The following is a 15249-nucleotide window of genomic DNA, read 5'->3' as shown; positions in this document are numbered from 1 at the left end:
GCAGGCAGGAGCGTAGGATCATCCGCTAAGCAAAAAAGGCAACGGCTTCCTCTGTTTGAGGAAAACCGCTGCCTTTTGATCATTTTACCGCCTGCTTTAACCGTTCCAGATCTTCTGCATCCGGGTGAGAAAGGGCGTTGTCAAAATTCTCGATCAGTGCATCCAGATTGGGCAGATGGATCGGCTGCTTTTTCATGCCCTCATACCGCTGGCGTACCGAAAGCGGCATCTTGCCCTGACACATATAACGGCCGAAGACCGTGTTGCTCCTGTCCAGTGAACGCTCCACCTTTTTCAGGATCTTGTTGAAATACTCCTCACTGCCGCCAAAGCCGGCGGTGCCAAAAAGGAAGATATTTTTGCCGTGCAGCTGCTTCAAAAAGTCCAAAGTGCTTTCGTCAGCGTTTCCCTTGTCTGTCCAGAAGCCCACATAGAGGTCGTCTGCTTCCATGGCAGCAGGGTCCGGGGTGCCAAAATAGCAGCAGTTTTCCTGTGGCAGACAGGCGTGCAGCGTGTCTGCCAATAATTTTGTGTTGCCTGTTTTACTGCTGAATACGATCGCGTAGCTCATAGTTTCTCCTTTGGTCGGTAACAACAAAAAACACCACACGTTTCCGTGCGGTGCTTTTCCTTCTGGTGGAGAATACCGGGATCGAACCGGTGACCTCTTGCATGCCATGCAAGCGCTCTCCCAGCTGAGCTAATCCCCCAGATGTTTGTGCCGTGCCTGACGACAGGAGTAATTATACCAGCGCTTTGCCGGATTGTCAACAGCTTTTTTGGGATTTTCTGCAAAAAAATTCCCGCCGGGGAAATGCCCTTCCCGGCGGGAAAAATGACTGCGAAAAAACTTACGCTCTTGCGTTCTGCGGGTCGAAGATCTGCGGTGCGACACGGATCAGGATCACCACAAGGACCGTGGTCAGAATGGCTTCGGGCAGCATGTAGGTGGCGTTGTACACGGCACTGTACAGCCAGCACAGACCGTCCACGCTCATGTTGGAGATGCCGGGAAAGCCGATCTCGGTCATCCAGCTGAAAGCGTAGTCGTAGTCCTTCCAGACGATGTAACCGGACAGAAAGCTGCACAAAAAGCGCAGCAGGCACACCACAAAGGCGCTGACACCGACACCCACGGTGCGGTTGCGGAAAGGCTTTGCGATCAGGCAGGCAAAGCCCAGCACCGTGAAGGCCAGAAGGTAGTCCAGCAGCACGCAGCCCACCTGTGCCGTGAGGGTCTGGCAGTATGCCAGATTGCCAAGGCCCTGCACAAGCTGGATCAGGCTGTTGACGAAAGCGGTCATGATGCCCCACTTTGCGCCGTGGCGGTAGCTCATTACCAGAATGGGCACCATGCTGAACAGGGTGATGGAACCGCCGTGGGGCATGAGCGGGATCTGGATCATGCTCAAAACGGTGGACAGAGCGATCATCAGCGCACCCTCCACCAGAATGCGGGTCTTGGAATAGGTTTTGGTCATAGGGATTCCTCTTCTCAGAACGATAGTACACAAAAACAAAATGCGCCCGCTTTCCAGCAGGCGCACGGGGTTTGTGAAAGAACGGACAGTTCTGCAAACTCCCACGCCGGCATTGTCCGGTCAGGTAAAAGGGTACTCCGCAAAACGCGGATCTCAGCCTTTCGGCACCCCTGTTTTTATGTCCATGCAAAAGTATAGCGCGTCCGGCGCAAAAGTCAAGCCCCGGCGGAACATATCTGCCCCGGCCTGTGCATAGGCTGTACCATAAGTTCACAATGGGAGGAGTCTGGATATGAAGGGAGACCCCGAACAGAGGGCGGTACAGCTGGGCGAATATATCGCGGCCAACCGGGCCACAGTGCGTGCGGCGGCAGCGGTGTTCGGGTGCAGCAAGTCCACCGTGCACAAGGATGTTGCGGTGCGGCTGCGGACGCTGCAGCCGGAGCTGTTCCGGCAGGTGCGGGCGGTTCTGGCCTGCAATAAGGCAGAGCGGCATCTGCGCGGCGGTGCGGCCACCCGGCGCAAATACAGCCGCAGATAAAAGACGGCACACTTCCGAACAAAACGGAAGCTGTGCCGTCTTTTTTAGGTTCAGTCCCGGGTGCGGAACTGGCTCAGTGCGCCTTTTTCCAACCGGCTGACCTGTGCCTGACTGATGCCGATCTCCTGCGCCACCTCCATCTGGGTCTTGCCCTGCAGGTAGCGCAGCTCCATGATCCGCTTTTCCCGCGGGGTCAGCCCGGCCACGGTCTGCCGGAACTGCAGCCCGCTGATCCAGCTGTCCTCGCCGTCCGGGTCCCGCACCTGATCGATCACATACATCGCATCGCCGCCATCGGTGTACACCGGCTCTTCCAGACTGATCGGCTCCACCACCGATTCCAGCGCGGCGGTCACTTCGCGCCGGGCAAGGCCCGCCGCCTGCGCGATCTCGTCCATGGTCGGCTCGCGGCCAAGCTGCTTTTCCAGCGCTTCACGGCTCTGCATGGCCCGGTAGGCGGTATCCCGCAGGCTGCGGCTCACCCGCAGGGCATTGTTGTCCCGCAGAAAACGCCGGATCTCGCCAATGATCATGGGTACACCGTAGGTGGAAAAGCGCACCGGCTGGGCGGGGTCAAAATGATCGATGGCCTTGATCAGCCCGATGCACCCCACCTGAAACAGGTCGTCCAGATTTTCGCCGCGCTGGGCGAACCGCTGCACCACGCTGAGCACCAGCCGCAGGTTGCCTTCCACCATTTGTTCCCGGGCTGCTGCATCACCGGCGTGGGCGCGGGCCAGCAGTTCCCGCTTTTCGGCTTCGGTCAGCACAGGCAGCTTTGCAGTGTTCATGCCGCACAGCTCCACTTTGTTGTACATCCAAACGCCCCCGGTCTGTTTTGATCTTCACCGGGAGTATGGGATGCGCAGCGGCATTGTATGCGTGGAAAAAACTGTGCGCTTTCCCGTTTGACAGGAAAGCGCGGCAAAATATTGTTTTTCGTGCAGATTTATGATATGCTGTATTTGCGGCGGCAACGCCGCCATCAGGCGCTGTGCCCACAAACGCAGGCGGCTAGTCCTTACCGGTACTTGGGTGCCGGCTAAAGACGATTTTTTCTTGAAGATCTCGTTCTCCCCGGATGCCCAAGGGCGGAAAGGGGGGATGCACCATGACGTTTGAACAGGTCGTGCTTCTGCTCACGCTTCTCGGCGGAGCAATCTACGTTACGTTTGAAATTACATGGACTGTTTCTCACAGTGATGACAAAAAGAAAAAATGACCGCCTCGAGTCCCAATCCGAGCGGTCATCTTTTCTTGACTAATCCGGTAAGGAACTAGCCGTTTGCAGGGCCAGCGCCTTTTGTAGTTTTATTATACGCAAATCAGCGTGGATTGTCAAGCCCAGCGGGCGGCAGTCCGCGTTTTTTCACCTCACTCGTTTTCCAATTGTACTTTTAAGGTATGGATGATCCGTTTTTCCAGCCGGGAAATGTAGCTTTGGCTGATGCCCAGTGCGTCGGCGGCCTCCTTCTGGGTGCGCTCAATGCCGTCCGCCAGACCAAAGCGCAGCTCCATGATCTGCCGTTCCCGCGGGGACAGGCTGTCCACGGCCCGGCGAAGCACAGCGCGCTCCGCATCCTGCTCCAGCCGCTGGCTGATCTGGTTCTCATCACTGCCCAGAATATCAGAAAGCAGCAGCTCGTTGCCGTCGCCATCCACGTTCAGCGGTTCGTCGATGCTGGCTTCCTGACGGCGGTTGGAGCTTTTGCGTAAGTACATCAGAATTTCATTGCCGATGCAGCGGCTGGCGTAGGTGGCCAGCTTGATGCTGCGCTCCGGCGTGAAGGTGTTCACCGCCTTGATCAGCCCGATGGTGCCAATGCTGATCATGTCCTCGGCAGGCACACCGCTGCTTTCGTACTTTTTGGCAAGGTACACCACCAGCCGCAGGTTGTGGGTGATCAGGTCGTCCCGGGCAGCGGCATCGCCTGCAGCCATACGGGAGAGCAGGACTTTTTCCTGTTCCGGGGTCAGGGGCGGGGGCAGGCTGGGCGCGCCCGCCAGAAAATGTGCGCCGCCGCAATAGCCCAGCCGTGCAAGGAGCCAACGCCAGAACCGGTGCAGAACATGAAACATGAATACCCCTCCTGTACATCTATAGATATCGATCGCATCAAACGCTTCTCAGCGGATGCCCAGCTGTACGGCCAGTTCGCTGCCCAGCAGAGCTGTCCATGGCTGCTGCGTTTCCGGGCGGCAGAATGCGGCCAGAATGCCCGCTGCACTGCCTTTGCTGGTGCGCAGGGCCTTGGCCGGAACGGCAGGCAGCACACAGTGCCCGGCAATGGTGGTGCAGGGCACCAGCCGCACCCGCAGCTCCGGCGGCGGTGCCGTGCCACAGGCAAAATAACGGTCCAGGAATGTGCGCAGCTCCTGCGGCAGGGCGCTGCGCACGGCAGGATAATAGACCAGAACCACTGCCTGCCCGGTCAGCGGGTCCTGCACTGAGAAGCCAGTGTCGCAGAAAGCCTGTACGGAGAGGACTGCACCTTCCAGCTCCAGCACAGCGGCAATGCAGCGGGTGCCTGCACGGCCAAAGCAGAACAGTACGCCGCGCAGCACGGCAAGCACTGCACCGCAGCACAGCAGCAGCCGGCCCGGAGACAGCGGCAGATAGACGCAGAGATTTGCGCTTTGCACTCCGGGCAGCAGCACGGCTCCGCACAGCAGCAGGTTCAGCAGCAGATACCACACACACAGCTGCACAAAATTGCGCAGGCCCGGCACGCCGTAAGCCGCAGCTACAGCAGCACAGCAGGTGAACACCTTATAAAGGAAAGCTGCAGGGCCGGGCAGCTCCGGCAGCAGAATGCCCAGCGAAGCTGCTGCCGCTGCCGCACTGCCCGCCATCAGCCGCAGGCCGCTGCACTGCCGCGCACACAAAAGCCCTGCGCCCAAAAGCAGCGCTGCTGCGGCCAGAAAGTTCGTCAGCAGCAGTTCGTCCAGATAGATCACGGTTTTCATACACGATCCCTTTCAAATTCCAGTATCTTCCAATTCCGCAAAAAACCATGTCGCTGTGTGCAAAAAAGCGGCTTCTGTAAGAATTTTGAGACCGGATTTTCACAGTCTATCACATTTTTCACATTTTTTTCAAAAAAGTACTTGAACATTTCTGGAAAGTGTGGTATATTATTGCCATCCTAGTAAGGGACGTAAGCCAAACAAATGGCTTGCAAATATCTTTCTAAATTTGAAGGGAGAAATTCATTATGATGATGCCTGCAAACTTCTCTGCTGTTGCAGAAAACGAGATGACCTACGTTGTTGGTGGTAGCCTGGTTGATGTCCTGGCTCCTGTCATGACCACTGAGAACTGGCAGAACGTTTCCGCTAACGTGATCAAGATCGTTGGCAACTCTTTCCTGGATGCGTACACCAGCTCCATTCTGGGCCAGCTGTTCGATGGCAACTACGTTCCCGGCGATGTGATCGGCTTCTCTGTTAAGAATCTGGATAAGGCTTACAACAAGGGCTACAACACCTTCGGCGGCAACTGGGGCTTTGCTGTTGGCGCTCTGAACGCTGGCATGCAGATCCTGGGCGGCCTGTCCGCTATCTACACCCTGGGCAGCGGCTCCATCGGTCTGGAAACTAAGAAAGGCACTCTGCCCACTCTCTAATAACTAATCTTTCCTGAATAGGACAGATGGTTTGATTTGACATAGCGCTTGCTGTGTCAGATAAAAAGAGCTAGGGACCCCGCACAAGACAAGCAATTGTTTTGTGCGGGGTTTTTGTTTGCATAAAAACTTAGCAGGTTGTGGGAAAACGGCGCAGGGATGGAATGAGAATAACCCGTTCAAAAACAATTTCCCGATGGCAGACAAACTGCTGCAGAATTTTTCAAAAAACAGTTGACAACTCCCGGATGTGCTGATATAATAAATCACGTCGTCAGGCACGGCACGAACATCTGGGGGATTAGCTCAGCTGGGAGAGCGCTTGCATGGCATGCAAGAGGTCACCGGTTCGATCCCGGTATTCTCCACCAAATCAGAAAGGCATCACACATTGTGTGGTGCCTTTTTTGTTGTTGCCAAACGAGTGAGGGCTTAGCTCACCCAGGGGAGCGCCGTGCATGGACTGCAAGAGGGTCACCGTGATCAGAATTGGCCCGGTATTCTCCACCCAAAAAGCACTGTACTTCGTAGGAAGTATGGTGCTTTTCTTTTTATACAGACGCAGAAAAAGGCGGGAGCTTCCCACAAAAGGGAAAGCCACCGCCTTTGTTGATCATCGGATGAGCCAGCCGTAATCCTGTCTGCAATCTACCACATGATCTGCATAAACCGTATGATCTACGATCTGGAAGATAAGCATATAGCGTTTTTCAAACAAGATAAATCGGTAAGCATTTTTAGGAATGTATTCGCCTTTGAGCCATGGGCAGCGCTGCGGCATCTGCTCCAGAGATTTTGCAGCCTTTTCAAATTCCACTGTAAGCCGCTCTGCTGCTGCAGGGCTGACCTGTGCCAGAAATGCGGCATGGGACACCAGCATCTGAGCAGCCCGTGCTGACACGATCACGCGGTATTTATTTTGCTGCTCCATGTCCGGCGGCCTCCTTGATCGCACTGCGCATCATGGAAGTGACCTCGTCGATCGAATAGCCCTCGCTTCCACGCATCCGGTCCTCTTCCACGGAAAGCAGCTCTTCACGGAGCTTCAGCATTTTTTCACGGCGGTTGTAGGTTTCGATGTCCATGACGACCAAGTCACCCTCGCCGTTTTTGGTGAGAAAAATCGGCTCAGCGGTTTCTCTGCACAGATCGGCGATCTCGTTATAGTTCTGACGAATCGCTGCAGATGGACGGATATTCATAAAAGCACCTCCTGCTCCTGAACGATCTATAATAGTAAAATTCTAATTATATTATATCCATATTGTGCAACGAAGTCAATGCGAACAGCTGTCACTTCGTTCTCCGGTTCGATCCCGGTAATCTCCACCAGATCAGAAAGGCATCACACATTGTGTGGTGCCTTTTTTGTTTTGCATTGCAGCAGGAAAACACAAAAAAATTTCTGCCCACTGCCGCAACCTGCGCGAAACGGGCTGTTTTGTGCGCGAATGGCAGACCACGGAAGGCGGAACTTGTGCTATAATATAAAAAACAGGGAAGCAGAAGGAACAGGGGGTGTAGCAATGAACCTGCAGACGGCGATCGTGGAAGACAGCAAGCCGGATGCCGAACGGTTGAAACAGCTGCTGAAAAAGGCATTTGAAAATGAGAACATATCCTGCAGCTGTTTTGCCAGCGGAGATGAATTTTTGCGGGCCGGCGGGCGCGAAGGGTATCAGGTGGTGTTTCTGGACATCTGCATGGAGGGCACCAATGGCATTGAGACGGCGCAGCGGCTGCGTGCGGCCGACCCGGACCTGCTGATCGTGTTTGTGACATCCTCGCCGGAGTACGTGTGGGATGCCTTTCCGGTACATCCATTCGATTATCTGCTCAAGCCTTATAAGGAAGAAAAGTTTGAGCAGCTGGCAGGGGAGCTGCGGCGGGTGCTGTGCCGCCAGCAGCCGGAGCTGGAGGTGCGCATTGCCCGGCAGATCGTGCGGCTGCCGCTGACCAAGATCTACTATGCTACGGCACAGAACCATTATGTGCGTGTGGTCACGGATGACGGCGAGTGCCGGGCCACGGCAAATTTTGCACAGGTGCAGGAACAGCTTCAGACCCAGCCAGAATTTCTGGTGTGCAACCGCGGCGTGATCATCAACATGTCCAAGGTGCTGCGGTTTGAGGGCGACTGCATTGAAATGCTGGATGGGACCCATCTGCCGGTGCGGCAGAAGGACAAAAACAGCCTGCTTGCCCAATTTACGCAGTACCAGTTCCGTGGTATGCAGCGGGAATTCTGACCCGGAAAGGAGAGCGCTTGTGAATTTTGCATTGTTTGGACGTTTTTTTCTGGAATTTGCAATGATGTATCCGGCAGAATACCTCTGCCTTGCCTCGCTGCAGGAGCACTTGCGTGCACCGCGTAAAACCTATGCCATCGGTGCGTCGGCGATCACACTGATGGGTCTGGCTGGCGCAGCGGTGTGCTGCATGCTGGACATAGAAACGAACTTCCTGCTCATCCCGCTGCTCATCATCAGCTTCTGGCTGCTGCGCTGGCGCACCGACCGGGAAGTATCGATCAGCCAGACCATGTTTCTGTTCTCAGTGTCGGCGGTGATGATGTCTGTGTGCACCCTGCTTGCCATTGTGCTGAACGCGGAAGCTGAGCTGGACAATGCACAGCCGGTGTTTCTGCCCAGCACCTCGGTCATCTGCCTGACCCTCTCGGTGATACTCAGCGTCATCTTCCGTTTTACGGCAGTGCGCTGGAGCCGGTGGCTGCTGCAGGAGTACCACGGCGAAGCCTTCTGGGAGTCGGCATGGCCGCTGCCGGCACTGTACGCGGCGTTTCTGGTGTTCTGTATGCCGAAGGAGATCGGCGTCATCCTGATGAACCGCATCCGCATCATCGCGGTGCTGGCAGTGAGCATCTCGCTGCTGGGCATCTTTCTGCTGCTGTACGAGATGTACCGCGTGGCAAAGGAGTATGCCCGCAGCTCCCAGCTGGACCGCGAAAACCAGCTGCTGGCCGTGGAGTCCCGCCGCTATATGGAGCTGCGCAGCTATCTGGAACAGACCCGCCACCTGCGGCACGATTTCCGCCAGCACCTGCATGTGATCTCTGGCCTGACCGAGGCCGGGCGGCTGGATGAACTGAAAAGCTACCTGAGCCAGTACGAGAGCGAACTCAGCGATGCCAGACCCACCCTGTGCGTCAACGCTGCGGTGGATGCGCTTGCCGGCCACTACGACTACGAGGCCCGGAAACAGGGCATCCAGATCGAATGGAAGCTGGAACTGCCTAAGCTCCTGCCCCTGCCGGAGGCCGACCTGTGCACCATTCTTGGCAACCTGCTGGAAAATGCGCTCCATGCCAGCCAGAAGCTGCCGCCGGAAGAACGGCAGGTCAAGGTGCTGGCCCGGATGCTCAGCCCGGCCATGATGGGCCTGATGGTGGAGAACCGCTACGATGGCGTGCTGAAAAAGCAGGGCGGCGTTCTGCACTCTACCAAGCATGACGGACAGGGCATCGGCCTTGTTTCCGTCGAAACTGCCGTGCACAGGTATCACGGCAATCTGACGGTGGAAACGGGCGGCAACGTTTTCCGGGCCAATGTGCTGCTGAACCTGTAAAATATTCCCGCCCAAAGGCACCGGCTTTTTTGCACAAGCCGGTGCCTTTGGGTTGCACTTTTCCCGGGAGATCATGATACTTATTTATAAAAGAAAAGGCAGGAGGGGAGCATATGGCAGCAGAAAGCAAAACCGGCTGTTTCTTAAACTTTCCTAAAAAATCTTTGTCCGGCCCGGCCCTCCCCCCCCCGACGGGAGGGCTTTTTGCTGTCCGCACGACGCATACGGTCAAGTTGAAAAATGAATAAAATTTACACATGGAATGAGATGATTTTAGGCTGAATGAGCAAAGAATCGAAAGAAGTCCCATAATCATATTGACATAATGGGTAATAGGGTGTAAACTACGTGCATCGGGTCGAGCAAATCCGAAAATTGAGATCATTCAGGGAGGAAACGGCTATGATGTGTTGTTGCGCAATGTGTTGTTGTACCGCAAACGCTTCCCGGACCGGCCGCCCTGCAGTATGGTATGCCGTGTGAGCATATCTGCATATTCTGTGTGGGAACACGCAGAAGGATCTGTCGCTGACCGCCTGGGAGCTTACTTGAAGAGGGAGCTTCCGGGCGTTTTGTTTTGACCCGCAAATCAGGATACAAGGGAGGAATCCGGCAATGGACTGGAATGCGATCCAGCAATATTTGCCGCTCTACCAGAAGGCCGCTGTACTTACCGTGCGGCTGGGCGTTGCAGGCATCATTTTTGCCATCATCATTGGCCTTGCCTGCGCAGTGATCCAGTATGACAAGGTGCCCGTTCTGCGGCAGATCGTGGGTGTTTACATCCAGCTGTCCCGCAACACACCGCTGCTGGTGCAGCTGTTCTTCATTTATTATGGCCTGCCCAAGGTGGGTATCCGCACCAATGCCGAGATCTGCGGCATTGCCGGTCTGGCGTTTCTGGGCGGCAGCTACATGGCCGAAGCGTTCCGCAGCGGTCTGGAAGCCATTGAGCCCATCCAGACCGAAAGTGCCTACAGCCTTGGCATGAACCGCTGGCAGACCATGCGCTACATCATTCTGCCGCAGGCCATGTCCACCAGTATGCCGGCTTTCATGGCAAATGTGATCTTCCTGCTCAAGGAGACCAGCGTGTTCAGCGCCATCAGCCTGATGGACCTGATGTTCACGGCAAAGGACCTGATCGGCATGTACTCCAAAACCATCGAATGTCTGTTCCTGCTGGTGGTGTTCTACCTTATCATTCTGCTGCCGGTGTCCATTGTGGGCAGCCTGATCGAAAGGAGGCTGCGCTATGCTGGATTTGGGTCTTGATGTCCTGTTCAAGGGCAAAAACATGGCCCGCCTGCTGGGCGGCCTTGGCGTTGCACTCAAGATCAGCGCCGTCTCGGTGATCATCAGCCTGCCGCTGGGCATCCTGCTGGGTGTGCTCATGACCTCCCGCAACCCCGTTATCAAGGCGATCCTGCGGCTTTATCTGGAGTTCGTCCGCATCATGCCGCAGATGGTGCTGCTGTTCCTCGTTTACTTCGGCACCACCCGTGCCTTTGGGTGGAACCTTTCCGGCGAGATGGCATCCATCATCGTGTTTGTGCTGTGGGGCACCGCAGAAATGAGCGACCTTGTGCGCGGTGCGCTGATCGCCATTCCGAAGCACCAGTATGAGAGCGCCGAGGCCCTTGGCATGAGCCGTGCGCAGACCTACTGGTACATCATCATTCCGCAGACGGTGCGCCGCCTGATCCCGCTGTCCATCAACCTGATTACCCGCATGATCAAGACCACCAGCCTTGTGCTGATGATCGGTGTGGTGGAAGTGATCAAGGTAGCACAGCAGATCATCGAGGCCAACCGCACCGCCAGCCCCAACGCAGCGTTTGGCATTTATCTCACGGTTTTCGTGTTATATTTCTTCGTATGCTGGCCCATCAGTCTGCTGGCATCCTATCTCGAAAAGAAATGGAAGTGACCGTACATGGCAGAACCTATTTTGACTGTTGAACATCTGATCAAGGCCTATGGCGAGACCCCCGTGCTGGATGATATCAGCTTTGCTGTCAAGCCCGGCGAGGTCATCGTGGTGGTCGGCCCTTCGGGCTGCGGCAAAAGCACCCTGCTGCGCTGTCTGAATGGTCTGGAGCCCACCCAGAGCGGCCGGGTGCGGCTGGGCAATGAGACCGTTGCCTACGGCGGTAAAAATCTGACTCAGCTGCGCCAGCGCATCGGCATGGTGTTCCAGAGCTATGAGCTGTTCCCGCACATGACGGTGCTGGACAATGTGCTTCTGGCACCCACCAAGGTGCAGAAGCGCCCCAAAGCGGAAGTGCAGCAGGAGGCCGAAGCTCTGCTGGACCGTGTGGGCCTGCTTGCCAAGAAAAACAGCTACCCGCGTGAGCTTTCCGGCGGCCAGAAGCAGCGCGTTGCCATCGTGCGTGCACTGTGTATGCACCCGGAGATCCTTCTGTTTGACGAAGTGACCGCTGCCCTTGATCCGGAAATGGTGCGCGAGGTGCTGGACGTTATGCTGGACCTTGCCAAGCAGGGCAAGACCATGATCATCGTCACCCACGAAATGCAGTTTGCCCGCGCCATTGCCAACCGCGTCATCTTTCTGGATGGCGGCAAGATCGTGGAAGAAGCTGCACCGGCCGAGTTCTTTGACCGGCCCAAGACCGAGCGCGCGCAACGCTTCCTGCGCACCTTCACGTTTGATGCTGTGAAATGAGTCACAGATCAAGATAAAGGCTGCGGGTGTTCCGCAGCCAAATGGGAAAGATTTTGTAAAGGAGTAATCATTATGAAACAGTCTAAGATCTCTCGTCGTTCCTTCCTGCTGGGTCTGGGTGCAGTTTCCGCTGCCGCTGTTCTGACCGCATGCGGCGGCTCTTCTTCTGCTTCCACTGCAGCATCCGGCAGCGCAGCATCTGGCAGCAGCGTGGTCTACCGCACGCTGGATCAGATCAAGGAGTCCGGCACCATCAACATCGGCGTGTTCTCCGATAAGAACCCGTTCGGCTATGTGGACGAGAACGGCGAATATCAGGGCTATGATGTCTACTTTGCACGCCGTCTGGGCGAGGATCTGGGCGTAGAGATCAACTTTGTTTCTACCGAGGCTGCAAACCGCATCGAGTACCTGCAGACCGGCAAGGCGGATGTGATCCTGGCAAACTTCACCGTGACCCCGGAGCGCGCAGAGGAAGTGGACTTTGCTCTGCCTTACATGAACGTGGCTCTGGGTGTCATTTCTCCGGACAGCAACGTTATCACCACTCTGGACAACTGGAACGCTGACGACCAGATGATCGTCATTTCCGGCACCACCGCCGAGACCTACCTGACCAAGGAGTACCCCGACATTCCGCTGCAGAAGTACGATTCCTATGCAACGGCCAAGAATGCACTGGAGAACGGCAACGGCGTGGCATGGGCCAACGATAACACCGAGGTCATTGCATTTGCAAAGCAGAACACCGGCTACACGGTCGGCATTCCCTCTCTGGGCAGTCAGGACACCATTGCTCCCGCTGTGAGCCAGGGCAACACCACCGTTCTGGATTGGCTGAACGAGGAGATCAAGGCTCTGGGCGAAGAGAACTTCTTCCACAAGGACTATGAGGAGACTCTGGTGGATACCTACGGCCTTGACTATGAGGATGAGCTGGTCGTTGAGGGCGGCGTGACCGGCGGCGCAGATGCCGCATCCAGCGAAGCTGCTTCTTCGGAAGCCGCATCTTCTGAGGCTGCTGCTTCCGAAGCAGCTTCCAGCGCAGCCGCACAGTAAATAAAAACACCGAACGGGCAGGAGAGGGCTGAACCTTTCCTGCCCGTTTTTGCATTGCACCATCTGCCGGAACGTGCTATACTGGAACAAAACAACTCCTGTCCGAAAAACCTGAAAAAGAGAGGATGTTCCCAATGAAACGTGCTTATACGAACGGGATCCTGCTGGATGGCACCGAGCAGATGCAGCCGGTAGAGCACAAGATCCTGCTGACCGAGGATGATAAGATCATTGCCATTGTCGATGAGGGCGTGGATCTGGACGGTTATGAGGTGATCGATCTGCACGGAGGCTATCTGTGCCCGGGCCTGATCAACCTGCATGTGCATCTGGCAGGCAACGGCAAGCCCAGCGCAAAGCCGCGGGATAATGCTGCGCTGGTGCGCAAAATTCTGAGCAATGGCCTGACCCGTGCGGTGGCCTACAGGCTGGTATGCAGCTACGCGAAGCTGGAACTGCTGGGTGGCGTGACTACCATCCGCACCGTGGGCGGCATTGCAGATTTTGACACCCGCTGCCGTGATGATGCTGCAGCTGGCAAGCTGCTGGCACCGCGCATCCTTGCTGCCAACGAAGGCATTTCGGTGCCCGGGGGACACATGGCGGGCTCGGTGGCAGTTGCGGCCCATAACAATGCCGAAGCACTTGCTCAGCTCAAAAAGGCCAGCGGCCAGAAGGTGGATCTTGTCAAGCTGATGATCACCGGCGGTGTGCTGGATGCCACCGAAAAGGGAACGCCCGGAGAGCTGAAAATGAAGCCGGAGATGATCAAAGCCGTCTGCGACGAAGCCCACAGGCTGGGCTACACCGTAGCAGCACACACCGAATCGCCGGAGGGCGTAAAGGCGGCGCTGGAAAACGGCGTGGATTCCATTGAGCACGGCGCAAAGATGGACGATGAGACCATCCGGCTTTACAAGGAGCGGGGAGCCTTTGTGTGCACCACTATCTCCCCGGCGCTGCCCTATGCGCTGTTCGATACAGCGGTTTCCGGCGCTTCGGAAAAGGACCAGTATAACGGCAAGATCGTGTTTGACGGTGTGGTGGAAAGCGCAAAGACCGCCCTTGCCAACGGCATCCCGGTGGCCTTGGGCAACGATGTAGGCTGCCCGTACATCACCCAGTACGATTTCTGGCGGGAGCTGTGCTACTTCCACAAATACTGCGGTGTAAGCAACCAGTTCGCCCTGTACACGGCCACCCTGCGCAATGCTCAGCTGGCCGGAGTAGGAGACGTAACCGGTTCCATTGAGCCGGGCAAGAGCGCAGATTTTATTGTGACAAAGCACAACCCACTGGACGACCTGCGTGCGCTGCAGCATCTGGAACTGGTGGTCTGCCGCGGCCATGTGATCAAAAAGCCGAACCCCAAGCGGAACAAAACGGTGGATGCCCTGCTGGACCCGTACCTCGAATAATACTGAAAAAGCAAGGAGAGACGATCGGTCTTTCCTTGCTTTTTCGTTCACATGCCTGCCATCACGGCCATGATGCTTTGCCAGCTCTTGTTGCGGGCAGCGGGCACAGTGGTGCGGCGACGTGCGGGTGCAGAGCCGGAAGAGACCGTATTCATGGCAGTCATCGGCACCGACGGATGGAAGAATACGGCTGTATCACCGGCCAGCCACTGGGCGGCAAGGCGGGCTGCCTGCGGGTCGGCCTGCAGGGTGCGGCGCTCGGCACCGGCCAGATGATCCGCCAGCCAGTAGAGGATGGCACCCAGCGGCAGGCTGGGCAGAACATCCTGACTCCAGTAGGACCAGCGGGCACCGGCCCCTACAAAACTCTCCACGGTAATAACGGCACCGGTGCGGGCGTTCTGCGGGATGCTGCCCTGATAATCGATACCGGCGCACTGGCGAAGCTCGGCAGTGATGCGCTGGGTGCGGGCCATATCCAGCCTGTCCTCACGGCAGTAGGCGCGGAAATCGGTCTCGTCGATCAGGCCGTCGGCGCTGGAAGGGAAGCGGCCCACCAGCTGGCCATCGGCGTTGTGGCACAGCTGCCAGCCCTTGCGGAACAGCTGAAAGTTCAGGTGGCGGCGTCCCATGGTGGAGTAGCACAGAATGGAGGTGCTCTCACCGGGCAGCTGCTTCAGCTCCAGGCAGGCATCGTTGCCGCAGGTGTCCTGCAGCTTTACCGTTAAAAGCAGCTGCGCACCGGGGTGCTGAGCTGACATAGCGTTGTGCATGGCATCAAAATAACGGTTGGCATCCATGATCGATTCCCTCCTGAAACTATAACACAGCAGTTCGTTGTATAACGGATGGG

Annotated in this window: 18 protein-coding genes, 2 tRNA genes and 1 riboswitch; of the genes, 11 read left to right on the top strand and 9 right to left on the bottom strand. The window is 56.5% G+C overall.

Translation table 11 applies throughout. The features are described from left to right. Positions 1–79: 79 nt before the first annotated feature. From bilS to ACGHP1_RS09960, 3 genes are all read right to left on the bottom strand, one after another. A complete protein-coding gene (bilS, locus tag ACGHP1_RS09970) occupies positions 80–571 on the bottom strand; it encodes a flavodoxin family protein BilS (protein WP_005945663.1) in 492 nt (163 codons plus the stop codon). A 63-nt stretch (positions 572–634) separates the two neighbouring features. Beyond that, positions 635–710, bottom strand: a tRNA-Ala gene (locus ACGHP1_RS09965). 141 nt (positions 711–851) lie between these two features. Then, the gene (locus ACGHP1_RS09960; protein ID WP_005945665.1) at positions 852–1481 is read right to left on the bottom strand and encodes an energy-coupled thiamine transporter ThiT; all 630 of its coding nucleotides are present in this window, start codon (positions 1479–1481) and stop codon (positions 852–854) included. 82 nt (positions 1482–1563) lie between these two features. Beyond that, positions 1564–1663: riboswitch (TPP riboswitch) on the bottom strand. A 110-nt stretch (positions 1664–1773) separates the two neighbouring features. On the opposite strand from ACGHP1_RS09960, the gene ACGHP1_RS09955 reads away from it, so the two are divergent. Then, positions 1774–2022 (top strand): sporulation transcriptional regulator SpoIIID, encoded by a 249-nt coding sequence (locus ACGHP1_RS09955; protein ID WP_005945675.1) that lies wholly within the window; start codon positions 1774–1776, stop codon positions 2020–2022. A gap of 50 nt (positions 2023–2072) precedes the next feature. On the opposite strand, the gene sigG is transcribed toward ACGHP1_RS09955, so the two are convergent. The 3 genes from sigG to ACGHP1_RS09940 form a co-directional block, all read right to left on the bottom strand. Then, entirely contained in the window at positions 2073–2840 is a 768-nt protein-coding gene (gene sigG / locus ACGHP1_RS09950; RefSeq protein WP_154260378.1) for an RNA polymerase sporulation sigma factor SigG, read from the bottom strand. 556 nt (positions 2841–3396) lie between these two features. Beyond that, positions 3397–4101, bottom strand: coding sequence for a sigma-70 family RNA polymerase sigma factor (locus ACGHP1_RS09945; RefSeq protein ID WP_005945695.1), 705 nt, complete (start codon positions 4099–4101; stop codon positions 3397–3399). 48 nt (positions 4102–4149) lie between these two features. Continuing rightward, positions 4150–4989, bottom strand: a complete 840-nt coding sequence (locus ACGHP1_RS09940) for a sigma-E processing peptidase SpoIIGA (protein ID WP_097781664.1) — start codon at positions 4987–4989, stop codon at positions 4150–4152. Positions 4990–5237: 248 nt separating this feature from the next. On the opposite strand from ACGHP1_RS09940, the gene ACGHP1_RS09935 reads away from it, so the two are divergent. Both ACGHP1_RS09935 and ACGHP1_RS09930 read left to right on the top strand, forming a co-directional pair. After that, the gene (locus ACGHP1_RS09935; protein WP_390509258.1) at positions 5238–5648 is read left to right on the top strand and encodes a hypothetical protein; all 411 of its coding nucleotides are present in this window, start codon (positions 5238–5240) and stop codon (positions 5646–5648) included. Positions 5649–5943: 295 nt separating this feature from the next. After that, positions 5944–6019: transfer RNA gene (locus ACGHP1_RS09930), tRNA-Ala, on the top strand. A gap of 242 nt (positions 6020–6261) precedes the next feature. Here the strand turns inward: ACGHP1_RS09930 and ACGHP1_RS09925 are convergent. Next, entirely contained in the window at positions 6262–6579 is a 318-nt protein-coding gene (locus tag ACGHP1_RS09925) for a type II toxin-antitoxin system RelE/ParE family toxin (RefSeq protein WP_349935257.1), read from the bottom strand. Beyond that, complete coding sequence (locus ACGHP1_RS09920) at positions 6563–6850, bottom strand: type II toxin-antitoxin system Phd/YefM family antitoxin (RefSeq protein WP_097775323.1); 288 nt, start codon at positions 6848–6850, stop codon at positions 6563–6565. Before ACGHP1_RS09920 ends, ACGHP1_RS09925 begins: the two co-directional genes overlap by 17 nt. A gap of 324 nt (positions 6851–7174) precedes the next feature. Here ACGHP1_RS09920 and ACGHP1_RS09915 point away from each other — a divergent pair, with 324 nt between their 5' ends. From ACGHP1_RS09915 to ACGHP1_RS09880, 8 genes are all read left to right on the top strand, one after another. Beyond that, positions 7175–7897, top strand: coding sequence for a LytTR family DNA-binding domain-containing protein (locus ACGHP1_RS09915; protein ID WP_097775324.1), 723 nt, complete (start codon positions 7175–7177; stop codon positions 7895–7897). A 19-nt stretch (positions 7898–7916) separates the two neighbouring features. After that, positions 7917–9233, top strand: coding sequence for a sensor histidine kinase (locus tag ACGHP1_RS09910; RefSeq protein ID WP_390509255.1), 1317 nt, complete (start codon positions 7917–7919; stop codon positions 9231–9233). Between the two features lie 113 nt (positions 9234–9346). Continuing rightward, positions 9347–9481 carry a hypothetical protein gene (locus ACGHP1_RS09905; protein WP_390509253.1) on the top strand — a complete coding sequence of 45 codons (135 nt, stop codon included), beginning with the start codon at positions 9347–9349 and terminating at the stop codon, positions 9479–9481. 367 nt (positions 9482–9848) lie between these two features. Further along, the gene (locus tag ACGHP1_RS09900; protein ID WP_005945726.1) at positions 9849–10508 is read left to right on the top strand and encodes an amino acid ABC transporter permease; all 660 of its coding nucleotides are present in this window, start codon (positions 9849–9851) and stop codon (positions 10506–10508) included. Next, positions 10489–11163 carry an amino acid ABC transporter permease gene (locus ACGHP1_RS09895; protein WP_371287677.1) on the top strand — a complete coding sequence of 225 codons (675 nt, stop codon included), beginning with the start codon at positions 10489–10491 and terminating at the stop codon, positions 11161–11163. Before ACGHP1_RS09900 ends, ACGHP1_RS09895 begins: the two co-directional genes overlap by 20 nt. 6 nt (positions 11164–11169) lie before the next feature. After that, positions 11170–11919, top strand: coding sequence for an amino acid ABC transporter ATP-binding protein (locus ACGHP1_RS09890; RefSeq protein WP_005945732.1), 750 nt, complete (start codon positions 11170–11172; stop codon positions 11917–11919). A gap of 72 nt (positions 11920–11991) precedes the next feature. Then, positions 11992–12978 carry a substrate-binding domain-containing protein gene (locus ACGHP1_RS09885; protein ID WP_291015975.1) on the top strand — a complete coding sequence of 329 codons (987 nt, stop codon included), beginning with the start codon at positions 11992–11994 and terminating at the stop codon, positions 12976–12978. 134 nt (positions 12979–13112) lie between these two features. Beyond that, positions 13113–14396, top strand: coding sequence for an amidohydrolase family protein (locus ACGHP1_RS09880; RefSeq protein WP_390509250.1), 1284 nt, complete (start codon positions 13113–13115; stop codon positions 14394–14396). 47 nt (positions 14397–14443) lie between these two features. Here the strand turns inward: ACGHP1_RS09880 and ACGHP1_RS09875 are convergent, their stop codons facing one another. Beyond that, positions 14444–15196: a hypothetical protein gene (locus ACGHP1_RS09875; RefSeq protein WP_390509248.1), complete on the bottom strand. Its 753-nt coding sequence runs from the start codon at positions 15194–15196 to the stop codon at positions 14444–14446. Between the last annotated feature and the right edge of the window lie 53 nt (positions 15197–15249).

This window comes from Faecalibacterium sp. i21-0019-B1, assembly GCF_042852915.1.
Lineage (GTDB): Bacteria > Bacillota > Clostridia > Oscillospirales > Ruminococcaceae > Faecalibacterium > Faecalibacterium taiwanense.
The sequence above is the reverse complement of the archived record's forward strand: the minus strand, read 5'-3'. Positions and strand labels throughout refer to the sequence as shown.